Origin of the sequence: Neobacillus rhizosphaerae, assembly GCF_937468385.1 — a bacterium.
In the GTDB taxonomy this organism is placed as follows: domain Bacteria; phylum Bacillota; class Bacilli; order Bacillales; family Cytobacillaceae; genus Neobacillus; species Neobacillus rhizosphaerae.
This window is the reverse complement of record NZ_CALBWS010000034.1, coordinates 14949-28779: the sequence shown is the minus strand read 5'-3', so window position 1 is coordinate 28779 and position 13831 is coordinate 14949. Positions and strand designations below refer to the sequence as shown.

Sequence of the window (13831 nt, the reverse complement as noted above, 5' to 3'; positions counted from 1 at the left end):
AAAAACCAAAAATCGTTTATATCATCTATGTCCAGAGAAGGTGACAGCATGCGTTTTATCATAAAAGATGAAATATTAATCCCAAGTAACACATTAGATGATTCGCTCCCAATCTCGCAAATACCAGCCATCCCCCAGCCGCCGATCCAACCAAACTACTTGTACAATCGCGAACTCCAGCAGCTCCTCACTGGTAAACAGCTCCTCCTTGATGATATCCCATTCCCACTAAACGAAATCCAATCACATTATGAAAATGGATATATTACTTACCGTAAAGGAATTAACCAAAGTGGGAAAAAGCCAATCTGTGCCCGGTGCGGAAACAAGAATCTTCAGTGGTTTGAAACCTACCCATGCTCCTGTTGCGGGGAAACCTGCCTCTATTGCCGCAAGTGCCTCATGATGGGAAGGATTAGTGGATGTACACCGCTAATCGGCTGGAATGGTCCGGTGCCTGATACCATCCTTCCAGCAAAAATCAGCCAATGGAAGGGGACGCTATCAAAGGGGCAAATGGAAGCCTCGAACCGTGTGGTCGATGCTATTCGGGAAAATAGGGAATTGTTAGTATGGGCTGTGTGTGGGGCTGGAAAAACAGAAGTGTTATTCGCGGGAATCGAGGCAGCACTTGCTGCTAAAAAAAGAATTTGCATCGCCACGCCCCGAACGGATGTTGTCCTTGAACTTACACCCAGATTAAAGGCAGCGTTTCCCGAAATCACGGTTGCCTCGCTTTATGGAGGAAGCGAAGACCGCCATCTATTTGCCCCGCTGACAATTGCTACCACCCACCAGCTACTTCGTTTTTACCATGCCTTTGATACGGTGATTTTGGACGAGGTCGATGCATTTCCATTTACAGTCGAAGAATCACTTCAGCATGCAGCCCTCCAAGCTCGGAAACCTTCCTCTGCGATGATTTATCTAACAGCCACACCGAATGAAAAATGGCAGCGAGAGTGCCGTACTGGTAAACGACCTTTTACCACCATCCCGGCACGATTCCATCGTCATCCGCTTCCGGTGCCCGAATTTGTTTGGTGTGGGAACTGGCAAAAACAGCTTCAAAAAGATAAGCTTCCAGCCAATCTACTTAGTTGGATAAAAGAAAGAATCCTAGCGAACAAACAAGCCTTAGTTTTCTTTCCGCATATCCCTTTGATGGAAAAATCACTGCCCATCCTACGCCTGATTGCGCCAACTATAGAAGCGGTCCATGCTGAAGACCCTGAGCGCAAAGAGAAAGTCCAGAAAGTGCGAGCAGAAGAGATTCCACTACTGTTGACAACAACCATTCTTGAACGTGGGGTAACATTTCCAAATATCGATGTAGCTGTAATAGGTGCGGAAGACTCCATTTTTACAGAAAGCGCCCTTGTGCAAATCGCCGGAAGAGCTGGGAGGAGTAAGGATCATCCTGATGGAGTGGTGACCTTTTTTCACTATGGAAAAACCGACGAGATGTTAAAGGCAAGAAGGCAAATTATGGCAATGAATCGAGAGGGAATTAAACGAGGATTACTCGATTGATAACAGTTCAAATGATAGGAGAAAAGTAAACAATGAACCCATTCCCACAAGACCACTGTTTAATCTGTCATGAAATAATCCGCCCAACCATAGGCTGGAGAGCGATATTCTCCATAGAAACAGAACATCTCATCTGCCAACCCTGTGAAAGAAAGCTTGAAAGGATTGAAGGAGAAACGTGTCGGATTTGTTGCCGTCCCTTTCATTTAATAGATGAAAAATTTCGCAAGGGGGATTTGTGCCATGATTGCTTTCGCTGGGAGGAAGACGTCGAGTGGCAAGGGTTCCTCGAAAAAAACACCTCACTTTTCCTCTATAATGATTTTTTAAAAGAGGTGATTGCAAAGTTTAAATTTCGTGGTGATTATGTGCTAGCGAAGGTATTTGCCCAATTTTTCACAAAAAAGCTCGACCAATTAGCCCCGGCTATACTTGTGCCAATTCCGTTAAGTGAAGTGCGTCTGTATGAGCGGGGGTTTAATCAAGCGGTTGCATTGCTAGTAGAATCCGGCTTTGTCCCTTCAGAAATCCTTACCCGAATCCATTCGGAAAAACAATCGAAAAAATCAAGGTTGGAGCGCATCCATCTTCAACAAGTCTTCAAGGTAGACACCGAGATAACACTGGAAGGGCAAAGAATTGTCCTAATTGATGATATTTACACTACTGGATCGACGGTCCGGCATGCAGCAAAACTTTTAAAACGGGCAGGGGCAGCAAGCATTCAATCGCTAACGATTGCTAGATAGGTGACAGAAGACCCGTTTTGGTATTAAGGTGGCGACTTTATTCAGTCGCCACCATGTTAAAATTAAATTTTCATCTTTAGCGCCATTTGAGCGTTTTCGATATCGTGACCTAGCAAGAGTCCTAAATCGTAGGCGGGATAGTACCCATGCTTGTGCATATAAGTAAAAACTCTTTCATGGCAGTGGATGGCACCTAACAGCTGATTGGTAAAGGTTTTTCTTAACGCAGGGGTGGCTGTTTCGGTAATCGCAGCGGCCAGACAGCGGATTAATTCCTTAGATAGACCAAGTAAGTCAGCGGCGAAAAAGCCTATGTCCTCGCGTAAATCTTCTTCGTCCCTTGCTTGGTAGCCTTGGGCAGAGGGATAAAATTTCAGAAGTTCTTTAAGGTTGCTTTCAAGGTCGTGAATACATTTTTGGTAGAGCTCTTTAAGCTCATGGTCAGATACTTTTTTTATGGACATTTTTAGTTTCATTAGTCCAGTGGATTGGTAGGCAACCAATTCATGCAATTTCAATGTTTCATGCCAGGCTAGTAATTTTCTTTCTTCGTGGCTCATTCGAAATCCTCCATTCATTTTCACATCAATGTAACCTATTCTATGAGCATTTTAGTGGTAAATTGTCCTACCTAATATTACAATGAATGTAAACAACCATCTAGTTTGGATAATATTAACAATAAATTCCAAAGTGGTATCACATTGTCACTATTTGCCTGTTGTTTTTGTCAAAAATTCGACAAAATTTTTGTTCTGATTTAGCAGGATAATCATAGGGTAAAATAGAATTGTAATTACATAGCCATATTAAAAGGAGGAGTTTACAAATGAAATATAACGTTCGTGGTGAAAACATTGAGGTAACTCCAGCAATTAGAGAGTATGTAGAAAAGAAAATTACTAAATTGGAGCGCTATTTTACTGAAGCACCAGATGCAAAGGTAAATGTAAATCTAAAATTCAATCAAGATAAAACTTCAAAAGTTGAAGTAACCATCCCAATGCCGCAATTAGTTTTACGTGCTGAGGAAACAAACATAGATATGTATGCGGCGATTGACTTAGTTTCTGACAAGCTTGAGCGCCAAATTCGCAAACACAAAACAAAGGTTAACCGCAAGTTCCGTGAAAAAGGCGATTTCCCAATTACGTTTGCTACATCTGAAAACACAGAAGTACATGATTTGGATGAAGATGAATTAGAGTTAGTTCGTACAAAGCGATTTGATTTGAAGCCAATGGACAGTGAAGAAGCGATTCTGCAGATGAATATGCTTGGTCATAGCTTTTATGTATTCACTAACTCAGATACTAACCGTACAAACGTTGTTTATAAGCGTAAAGATGGCCGTTACGGATTAATTGAAGCCCATTAATAGGAATGAGAACGCTGCTCCGGATTTGACCGGGGCAGCGTTTTTTGTGTTAGGGAAAGGGCCATAGTCTTTGGAGGAATTGTTAATTTGGTATGTAAAATTAAATAATCGGCAAATAAATGTAGAGGTGATAAAAAGCAAATTTGAATGCTACTAGGAAGAAGGAAATACTCACAAAAACAGGGTATATCTCATATTAGGAAGCATCCGAAAGTTATCCCCATGTGGATAACTGTAAATTTAGATGAGATATCTACAAATCCCCCTCACTTATCTACAATTTCGGGGAAGATATCTACAAATCCCCATACCATAACTACAAATCTAAGCGGCTTATCTATAAATCGCTATACCTTATCTACAATTTCTAGGAAGATATCTACAAATCCCCATACTATAACTACAAATCTAAGCGGCTTATCCACAAATCGCTACACCTTATCTACAATTCCACAAAAAAATCCACACTACCACAAAAAAACTATCATGAGCCTCAACTCCCAACCAAACCATGGAAATAAATTTAGAGAACAAGCCGTAGTCACCTAATAAAGGCGGTGAGAGCAGAGCTAGACTTCACATCTTTCGTCTAGTGAAATGGGTATTTCACTTTAACTGGTTAAAGTGATTCATTTTTGCGGCGCTCCGCCCCTTTTCCACAGAAAAGAGAGCCGGACTATCCGCCAGCTCTCCAAAACTGTTCCATACCTTATCGCTCACTAGCAGGCTTACGGTGAAATTTGTGCAATCGTTATTTCGCCGCTCCGCAGCAGTTCTTATACTTCTTGCCGCTACCACAGATACATGGATCGTTGCGGCCAACGTTAATTTGGTTCACTTTCGGTTTTTTCTTAACCGGTTCGCCATCTTCCTTCGGATTCACCGCTTGACCTTTTGCGACCTCTTCGCGCTCAAGATTGTTGCGTATCTCCGCCTTCATTATATACATAGCAGCTTCATCTTCGATGGATTGAACCATTGCTTCAAACATTGCGAAGCCTTCATGCTGGTATTCACGAAGTGGGTCGATTTGTCCGTAAGCACGCAAATGAATTCCTTGGCGGAGTTGATCCATGGCATCAATATGGTCAGTCCATTTGGAATCAACCGCACGCAACGTAACAACCTTTTCAAATTCGCGCATTTGTTCAGGGTAAAGGATTTGCTCTTTTTCCTCGTAGCGTTCCTTCACTTTGGCAAAAATGGCATCGACAATTGCCTCTGGGTCTTTGCCCTTAAGGTCTTCTGTAGTCATGTCACCTTCATGGAGAAGGGTTGCATGCACATAATCAACAATGGCTTGTAGATTCCATTCTTCTTCATCCTCATTGCGTGATGCATGGGCATCAACGTTACGTTGAATCGAGTTTAAAATCATTTTTTGAACAATGTCACGAAGATTTTCAGATTCTAACACTTCATCACGCTGGGTGTAAATGATTTCCCGCTGCTGACGAAGAACATCATCATATTGCAATAGCTGTTTACGAGCATCAAAGTTGTTGCCCTCGACGCGTTTCTGTGCCGATTCAACAGCCCGAGACACCATTTTACTTTGAATCGGCTGGGAATCATCCATGCCGAGCTTTTGCATCATTGACTTCATATTATCAGAACCGAAGCGGCGCATCAGTTCATCTTCCATCGATAAATAGAACTGGGTAATACCCGGATCTCCTTGACGTCCTGAACGTCCACGAAGCTGGTTATCGATACGTCTGCTTTCGTGACGCTCCGTACCAATAACCGCCAGTCCGCCAAGCTCAACCACACCTTCTCCAAGCTTAATGTCAGTACCACGGCCGGCCATGTTCGTCGCAATTGTAACCGAACCTTGGTGACCTGCTTCGGCAATGATTTCCGCTTCGCGCTCGTGGTTCTTCGCGTTCAAGACATTATGGTGAATACGCTTTTTGGATAAATAGCTGGAAATAAGCTCAGACGTTTCAATCGCAACCGTACCAACGAGAACTGGCTGCCCCTTTTGATTGCGCTCGGCAATATCCTCAACAACTGCACGGAACTTGCCGTCCATCGTTGAGTAAATTAAATCGGCTCTGTCGTCACGAGCAATTGGTCTGTTGGTAGGAATCACGATTACATTCATATTGTATATGTTGCGGAACTCTTCTTCTTCCGTTTTCGCTGTACCGGTCATACCAGCCAATTTTTCATACATACGGAAGTAGTTTTGGAACGTAATCGTTGCCATCGTCATGCTTTCATTTTGGACTTCCAGACCTTCTTTTGCCTCAATGGCTTGGTGCAAACCTTCGCTATAGCGTCGGCCCTTCATCAAACGGCCGGTGAACTGGTCAACGATAATAATTTCGCCTTCTTGTACGACATAATCAACATCAAGGTGCATGCTGACATTCGCTCTTAATGCCTGATTAATATGATGGTTTAACGTAACATGTGACATGTCAAACAGGTTATCAATTCCAAATGCTTTTTCGGCTTTACTGATTCCTTCTTCTGTTAACATAACGCCTTTTGTTTTTTCATCATAGGTATAATCTGTTTCTTTCGTAAGCATTCGAACAAAGCCATTGGCTTGGACATATAGGACAGCAGACTTTTGCGCTGATCCTGAAATAATCAATGGAGTACGTGCTTCGTCGATTAAAATCGAGTCAACTTCGTCAATGACCCCAAAAAAAAGTGGACGTTGTACCTTTTGTTCCTTATAAAGGACCATGTTATCACGTAGATAGTCGAAGCCAAATTCGTTATTGGTACCATAAGTAATATCGTGGGCATAAGCAGCCTGCTTTTCGTCTTTGTCCATGCTGTTTAAATTCAAGCCGACCGTTAGACCTAAAAATTGATACAGCTCGCCCATTTCGGTGGCGTCACGGCTTGCCAAGTATTCGTTGACAGTTACAACGTGAACTCCTTTTCCAGAAAGAGCATTCAAGTAAACGGGCATTGTCGCCGTTAACGTTTTACCTTCACCAGTTTTCATCTCGGAAATATTTCCTTCGTGAAGAGAAATACCTCCCATTAATTGAACATGATATGGATACAGACCGAGCACACGGCGGGCACCTTCGCGGACCACCGCAAATGCTTCCACAAGCAAATCGTCAAGTGTTTCGCCTTTTTGATAACGGAGCTTGAACTCTTCCGTTTTTTCACGAAGCTGGTCGTCTGTTAATTTTTCCGTTTCGGCCGCAAGTGCGCCAATTTTCACTGCGAGCTTATCTAACCGCTTCAGCTCGCGTTTGTTCAGATCAAATACTTTATTTAAAATCCCCATCATCAGATGAACGCTCCTTTTTATCGAGACTCAAAATCCACTTTTTTTAAAAAAATCCATGTCTAAAATATTCGATAATTTCCCTTTACATCTTACCACTTCCGCTATAGAGTGACAACAATGTAGGTAGGGAAGCAATATTTGACCTGCTACTATTATATAAAAGAGGCTATTAAATTCCTAATCCACCACATTTATCGGAAATTCGAATTTTTGTCAAATATGACAGAGTTATGGCAATTTATTGAGAATACATTTCAACTCGGGAAACGTCCTTTTAATTTCTGTTGATTAATGAATAAACACCTCAAAAATTGTATAAATATTAATTTTTTAGTTTGTTTACACTACAGGAGTAGTGCTAACGCAATCTTGTGATAACAACGTTTGTATGTTGTTTTTAGGGTAAATAACTACATTCAATTGTATGAAGAAATATTCACAAATTGTACATTGGAATATACTCTTACAATGTTAGATACTACCTTTAGAGAGGTTATTATGGAAAATAAATAGATAAATAATCCTACATGGGAAGGGTGAGAAAAATGGCCATTTGGGGGAAAAAGATAAATAAAGAGACAGATCCCGAAACAAGAGAAAATAAAAAGAAAGTTGGCCTAATTCGTAGACTTTGGCAAAAGTTTCGAAGTATAGATTGGAAGAATCCAGTTAACAGATGGAAATTACTATTTGTGTCACTGGTAGGATGTATCGTTGTGTTTGGTGGAGGGTATGGAGTGCTTACCTTTACCAACTCTCCGTCATTTTGCTCAAGCTGTCACGAAATGGCACCAGAGTATTCAACATATACAGCGAGTGCTCACAATAATATCTCCTGTGTTCAGTGTCATATTAAGCCTGGGTTTACGAACATGATTACGCACAAAGTGAAATCGATGAAAGAAGTTTATTACCATGTAACAGGCGTACCTAAACAGATCGTTCAAACGGAAGAAGAAGCGATTTCAAACGAGAACTGTTTACAATGTCATTCCAAGAACCGTCTGGTCACCGCATCGGGTGACTTAAAGGTCAACCATAAAGGACATATTGAAAAGGATGTTCCTTGTATTAGCTGTCATGCCGGAGTTGTTCATGCGAAAATCGTTGCACGTGGTATTAATACCGAGGAAGTTCGTGGACATTGGACAAAAGAAAATGCTGAAAAGTTAATGGAAGAGAAATATCTGAGACCAAACATGGGAACCTGTATTGATTGCCATGATAAAGTCAACAACGGTGAAAAGCCATGGAAAGATGTTGCCTATAATGTTCCACCAAATCCCGAAGAGGTAGAGAAAAAACTCGAAGAAAAAACAAAAGCATCTGGTGAAGCAACGAAGGAAGGCGAAAGCAAAGAAACTGAAGCAGCGCATGATGGAAAAACACAAGAAATCATCTTACAAGCCATCGGAAAGCAACAAAAAGACGTAAAGATTTCGATGGAATGTGAAACCTGCCATAAAAAGGTAAAAGTTCCTAAGAACCACAAAGTAGCAGGCTGGAATGGAAAGCATGGCGGAACAGCTATCCAAGAGTTAGATAAATGCGTGAACTGTCATCAGGATTCAAAATGGGCCAGAGAAATACCAAAAGAAGACATTATCTCACTACTTAAGATGAAAGAGACAAAAACAAAATATGTACCAAATATTACTGTTGTAAAAGATCAATCACGAATCAATAAATTCTGTAGCGCCTGTCACGGGAACCGTCCAGTTGGACACGTTGAAAGTGATCAATGGTTAACTACCCATGCGGCTAAAGCAAAAACACCTGATCAAAAAGCAGAATGTTTCGTTTGCCATGATCGTGAAAAACCAAAAGAGGGCTCCACAGATATAAAAGCACCAACAGATGTTTATTGCCAATACTGTCACAGAACCGGCTTTAAATCAGATGTGAAAAACTAAGTTAATCTTAAACAGGAGGGACGCTTTTATGGAAGAGGAACACAAACAAGAGCTGCCAGCCCCTCCCCGTTTTCGCTATAAGTTAATCAAAATTGCGACTTTAACTTTGTTGTTTCTAGTCATCCTATTCTTTGGGGGATTCTTCGGGATAGAAACAACCTCAAGCTCGAAGTTTTGCTCATCCTGTCATGAGATGAAGCCTCAGTACTATACATGGAAGGCATCATCTCATAGTGAGGTAGATTGTGTAAACTGCCATATTGAACCAGGAGCAAAGAATTACGCAAAAGCGAAAGGAAACGGCCTCGTAGAACTTTATAAAAAACAAACGGACACTTATATTGCACCTATAAAGATGCCGAACCTTATACCGGATGAAGCTTGTGAAAGTTGTCACAATATGAAAAATCGCGCCGTCACTGCTTCCGGGGATATCATCATCCCACACAATAAACATAAGACAGAAGGTATTAAGTGTGTGCAGTGTCATAGTGGTACTGCTCACGGGAAAGTTTCGGATCGAAAAGTGACCTATAAGAGTGATTATGGAAAATGGGATGAAAAATTAGGGACATCTCTTATGAGTAATAAGAAGTTTACCAGTCCGCAAATGGACACTTGTATGGAATGTCATGAGGTAAGAAAGGCTCCATTGGAGTGTAAAACTTGTCACGAAACAACGATGGTTCCTAAAAATCATAAAACAGAAGAGTTTAAAGCTGGCGGACATGGTAAGATTCAGCCCTCTGACCTGAAAAAATGTGAGAAGTGTCATTCTTATATGTCTAAAGAAAAGTATGATTTATTTAAAGAAGATCCTAGCTTCACAAAGTTTTTGAAAAAAGAAAATACAGATTCAAATAATGTTACCGTTAGTCAATATGCAAAAACAAATACATTCTGTAAAGACTGTCACGGACAGAAACCAACGAGTCATAAACGGGCATCTTTTATAACGGATCATGGACATTTATCAAAGAATACGCAAACGTGCTTCATTTGCCACGACAATCGGATTGTAAGTAATTCCCCTGTAACAAGGGTTCAATGTGCTACATGTCATCCTAGTTCACACAATCGTCCATGGAAAGATCACCATCCAGTTACATTAGCAGCAAATCAAAAGTTTAATAATACATGTTTAAGATGTCATGTTAAAGCAACTTGTACTAAGTGTCACAGAACAAATAGTTAAATGATAGATTCCGAGAGGGGAATTAAGATGGAAGCAGAAAGAGCACCTCAAGAGGTAGAGGAAAAACCAGTTAAGAAGCAGCCAAAAACTTTTAAGAAGAAAACTAGTATTCTGTTACTATCCCTTACTTTACTAATTTCAGTAGGGATAGGATATGCTCTCGGACACTTTTATTTTTGGAATGATATTAATATGAAAAGAGTGAATGAGCAGCTGGATTTTTACAAGGAAGCTGTTAGAAAAGATCCAGCAAATCTGCAAAATCGAATCGTGCTGGGTTATACCTATTTCTTAAAAGGTGATAATGAAGAAGCAATTAAACAGTTTGATTTTGTTTTGGACCAAGATAAAAACTATTATGATGCCCATTACAACATTGGTTTAGTATTCCTGAAAGAAGAACGTTATAATGAAGCGCTTATCTCGTTTGAAAAGGCGGTAAAAATTGCACCTAAAGACTTTAAGGGCTATGTACAAATGGGAATCTCATATCGCGGGTTAAAAGAGTACGATAAGGCCATGAAGGTACTTGAAAATGCCAACAAGCTTGCTCCAACCAATTCCGATATTATTTATCAAATTGGGATGGTGGCTGAAGCACAAGGTAAGTATGAAGATGCGATTGCCATTTACAAGGATGCCCTCTCATATGATCCATTGTTTAAGGATGCAGTGGATGCGCTAGATAGACTTAAAGATAAAGACACAAAGGCAAAAGGTGAATAACAATGAAAAGACGGAATGTGTATATCGGAATGGCACTAATTGCTATAACTACGGCCGTAGTTTTTACCTTCATCTTTCTTAATCAATCAAAAGCAGTAGATACAGGATTACTTAATGTGCTTAATCCAAATGGTGCGCCAAAATATAGCCATCAGCTCAATGGTGATTTTGACAAACCACTTGCTAAACCTATGGATGTCGCTGCGACTAATTCTTTTACTTATGTAACGGATACGAATAATAAACGAGTAGTAGCGTTCGACGTAGGAGGAAACATACTTTTCTCATTTGGTGAGGAAGGGACAAAAGCGGGGCAATTCACTTTTCCGTATGGTATATCGGTTGATGAAAAGGGACGTGTATTTGTCGCTGATTTATATAATGGTACTATTTCCATTCATGATGAAAAAGGTAAGTTTATCGAGTATTTTGCGACGAAAGCAAGTAAGGAAAAGAAAATTTCCGCTCCTGCAGGATTGAGAATTATTAATAAAAAAGTATATGTCACAGATATAAAATCCAATAAAGCGTTCGTCTTCGATATGGACGGTAAGTTGTTACTTGAAATTGGAAAACATGGAACCAAAGAGGGTGAATTTAACGCGCCAAATGGGATCACAGCCGATAATGAGGGTAATATTTACGTAGTTGACACGGGAAATCAACGTGTTCAAATATTCAATAAAGCAGGAAAGTTTTTGAAAATCATTAATGGTTCCAATAAAGGTAAAGGGGAATCCATTTTCGTTAATCCAAGGGGAATTGGCATCGATAGTCGTGGAATTATGTATGTGGTCAGCAACCTAACTCATATGGTCTATGGCTTTGATAAGGATGGCAAAAAGTTATTCCAGTTTGGCGGCATGGGTGAAGCAAACGGTGAATTCTATCTGCCAAATGGATTGTTTATTGATCAACAAGACAATGTTTTCATTACCGATACTACTAATATAAGGGTTCAAGTTTTTAAATAATAGAGACTTAAGTGAGATAACAAGTTAGTTTATTAGTTCTACTCTTTTCTTTAAGGGGGTGGTATAGAAAAGGAAGCAGCAGAAGGTTTTTTAAGAAAAAAGAAATAAGAGAGAAAAAAAGAGAGGTAATTTGGGAGGTTTTAAAAATGAGAAAGATTAGTTTTAGTTTGATCTTTGCACTCATGTTGTTCGGCATGTTTGCAGCTGCTGCATCTGCAGAAACAATGGCTCCTGGAAATGGAATGCCTATTGAACCCACAAAACAGAACGCAAACAACACTGGTGTTGGTGTTGACACAAACGACGGTTCTACAAAGTCTACTGTAATCAAAAACTTAACTGGTCACAACACGCACACTTCTTACCAAAATAACACAAACTCTTGTGCAAGCTGTCACCAAACACACACTGCAAAAGGCGACCAATTGCTATTTGCAGATACTGTTTATAACACTTGTACTGCTTGTCACGATGGTACTTTAGGATTTGCTAACGTATTTGCTAGTGGCGAAACTGCTAAAATGAATGGCGCAGGTACTTTCGCTGGTACACATGGTGCATCTCAACACATGGCTAATGATACCCTAAAAATCAAAGCAGCTCCTGGTGGAAATCCAGACCTAGAAGGCGATGATAAAACTGGCGGAACTGGATGGGGCGAAAACTTCAACTGTGCAAGCTGTCACGCACCACACGGATCATACAGCGACCGTTTACTTTCATACAATCCAAACGGTATGGCTTCAATGCCAGCTTCTAAAGGTGGTAACCAATTAGAAAACATTACTGTAGTGGATACGTTACCGCTTCTTGATACTCCAGAAAATATAGCTGCTGCTCCTGCTATAGTATTATTACGTACAGAAGATGCTGTAGCTGATGCTAATGGTCATAAAAAAGTAACTGTTGCTCAATACAACAAAGGAACATCTAGTTATACAAAATCTGAAGCTCCTTGGTTATATGGCTATGACCTTCGTACAAATGGTCTAACTTACTGGTCACGTTTAGTTAAACCAGATGCGACTGCCGATACTTCAGATGATGTTATCGCTGCTTACGGTTCAACATCTGGTGTTTATTTCGATTACGAACATGCTCAAGCATATTCTACTTCTCAAGCAGGTGCTGATGCACTAAAAACTGCAGGTAAAGGTTTCCTTGCTCGTCCTGTAGTTGTTAAAATGGAAAAAAATGAAGCAACACACAGCATTGTGCAAGCTGCTTATTATAGCGGTTCTACAGTAGCCAAATTAGGCTACTCTGATCAAAAGTTAAAAGATCTTGGTTACACAGTAAAAGCTGATGGCTCCGTATCAGGCTTAGGTGTAGCAATGTCCAAGTTCTGTGCCGCTTGTCACACTGACTATCTCCAAGGTAACTCTGAAGGCAAGAAATCTCACTTTGGTGATTTAACTGATATGGATAACAATCCAAATGCTGCATACCGTCACAGCACAAACAGCGACTCTTACACTTGCGTACGATGCCACTACGGTCACGGTACTGACGCATATATCATGAAAGATTCTCTTGGACGCACAATTGCTAACTTACAAGACCCAACAATCATGGCGAAAACTGGTGAAGCAGTTAAAACTCCTGAGGATGCTCTTACTTATATGCAAGACAACAACGCTTCTTCTGCTCTTAAGAAGTTCACTAACATGTCAGTATGTTGGGCTTGCCACAACAGCTCTCACGCTGAAACAATCAAGAACACTGAGCGTCGTGACGATCATCCAGTAGGAATGCCTGCAGGCTATTAATAAAATAAGCTAACAACTAGCTACAACTAGTTGTTAGCCAAAGCAAAAAAAGTATGAAACTAGGGTGTTATGCTTAGGCATAGCACCCTAGTTTATTTAAAATTATACTAACTATTTCTGCAATTGATTGTCAAATGAATTTCTACTATATATAGAAGATATAATAAATGCTTCCATTAAACTGTGAACTTCGTCACAAAAGGATTGTATGAATTACGTATCTTCTTTTTGTCATTTCCTCAGCATCTCTTTAGATACATATTAAACATATATATATGAATATTTGTTGAATAATATCAGTAACCACTAGTACCTACACCATAATAGAT

General features: G+C 40.3%; 10 protein-coding genes. 8 read left to right on the top strand and 2 right to left on the bottom strand.

Going from position 1 to position 13831, the window contains the following annotated elements; translation table 11 throughout:
* Positions 1–48 precede the first annotated feature (48 nt).
* Complete coding sequence (locus M5A78_RS20335; protein ID WP_248737108.1) at positions 49–1533, top strand: DEAD/DEAH box helicase; 1485 nt, start codon at positions 49–51, stop codon at positions 1531–1533.
* Between the two features lie 32 nt (positions 1534–1565).
* Positions 1566–2282, top strand: coding sequence for a ComF family protein (locus M5A78_RS20330; protein ID WP_248737107.1), 717 nt, complete (start codon positions 1566–1568; stop codon positions 2280–2282).
* A gap of 62 nt (positions 2283–2344) precedes the next feature.
* Here the strand turns inward: M5A78_RS20330 and M5A78_RS20325 are convergent, their stop codons facing one another.
* Positions 2345–2842 carry a spore coat protein gene (locus tag M5A78_RS20325; protein WP_248737106.1) on the bottom strand — a complete coding sequence of 166 codons (498 nt, stop codon included), beginning with the start codon at positions 2840–2842 and terminating at the stop codon, positions 2345–2347.
* Positions 2843–3111: 269 nt separating this feature from the next.
* Between M5A78_RS20325 and hpf the strand changes: the two genes are divergently transcribed.
* Positions 3112–3660: a ribosome hibernation-promoting factor, HPF/YfiA family gene (gene hpf / locus M5A78_RS20320; protein WP_248737105.1), complete on the top strand. Its 549-nt coding sequence runs from the start codon at positions 3112–3114 to the stop codon at positions 3658–3660.
* Positions 3661–4411: 751 nt separating this feature from the next.
* On the opposite strand, the gene secA is transcribed toward hpf, so the two are convergent.
* A complete protein-coding gene (gene secA, locus M5A78_RS20315; RefSeq protein WP_248737104.1) occupies positions 4412–6925 on the bottom strand; it encodes a preprotein translocase subunit SecA in 2514 nt (837 codons plus the stop codon).
* A gap of 545 nt (positions 6926–7470) precedes the next feature.
* Between secA and M5A78_RS20310 the strand changes: the two genes are divergently transcribed.
* The 5 genes from M5A78_RS20310 to M5A78_RS20290 all read left to right on the top strand — a co-directional run bounded on the left by M5A78_RS20310 (position 7471) and on the right by M5A78_RS20290 (position 13502).
* On the top strand, positions 7471–8838 hold the full coding sequence (locus M5A78_RS20310) for a cytochrome c3 family protein (protein ID WP_248737103.1): 1368 nt from the start codon (positions 7471–7473) through the stop codon (positions 8836–8838).
* A gap of 28 nt (positions 8839–8866) precedes the next feature.
* Entirely contained in the window at positions 8867–10033 is a 1167-nt protein-coding gene (locus M5A78_RS20305; protein ID WP_248737102.1) for a cytochrome c3 family protein, read from the top strand.
* A 27-nt stretch (positions 10034–10060) separates the two neighbouring features.
* A complete protein-coding gene (locus M5A78_RS20300; RefSeq protein WP_248737101.1) occupies positions 10061–10759 on the top strand; it encodes a tetratricopeptide repeat protein in 699 nt (232 codons plus the stop codon).
* Positions 10760–10761: 2 nt separating this feature from the next.
* Positions 10762–11733: a 6-bladed beta-propeller gene (locus M5A78_RS20295; protein WP_248737100.1), complete on the top strand. Its 972-nt coding sequence runs from the start codon at positions 10762–10764 to the stop codon at positions 11731–11733.
* Positions 11734–11879: 146 nt separating this feature from the next.
* Positions 11880–13502, top strand: coding sequence for a cytochrome c3 family protein (locus M5A78_RS20290; RefSeq protein WP_248737099.1), 1623 nt, complete (start codon positions 11880–11882; stop codon positions 13500–13502).
* The last annotated feature ends 329 nt before the right edge of the window (positions 13503–13831 follow it).

Coding starts and splice junctions, on each gene's coding strand:
- M5A78_RS20335 (WP_248737108.1), top strand. CDS start 49: ATGCGTTTTATCATAAAAGATGAAATATTAATCCCAAGTAACACATTA.
- M5A78_RS20330 (WP_248737107.1), top strand. CDS start 1,566: ATGAACCCATTCCCACAAGACCACTGTTTAATCTGTCATGAAATAATC.
- M5A78_RS20325 (WP_248737106.1), bottom strand. CDS start 2,842: ATGAGCCACGAAGAAAGAAAATTACTAGCCTGGCATGAAACATTGAAA.
- hpf (WP_248737105.1), top strand. CDS start 3,112: ATGAAATATAACGTTCGTGGTGAAAACATTGAGGTAACTCCAGCAATT.
- secA (WP_248737104.1), bottom strand. CDS start 6,925: ATGATGGGGATTTTAAATAAAGTATTTGATCTGAACAAACGCGAGCTG.
- M5A78_RS20310 (WP_248737103.1), top strand. CDS start 7,471: ATGGCCATTTGGGGGAAAAAGATAAATAAAGAGACAGATCCCGAAACA.
- M5A78_RS20305 (WP_248737102.1), top strand. CDS start 8,867: ATGGAAGAGGAACACAAACAAGAGCTGCCAGCCCCTCCCCGTTTTCGC.
- M5A78_RS20300 (WP_248737101.1), top strand. CDS start 10,061: ATGGAAGCAGAAAGAGCACCTCAAGAGGTAGAGGAAAAACCAGTTAAG.
- M5A78_RS20295 (WP_248737100.1), top strand. CDS start 10,762: ATGAAAAGACGGAATGTGTATATCGGAATGGCACTAATTGCTATAACT.
- M5A78_RS20290 (WP_248737099.1), top strand. CDS start 11,880: ATGAGAAAGATTAGTTTTAGTTTGATCTTTGCACTCATGTTGTTCGGC.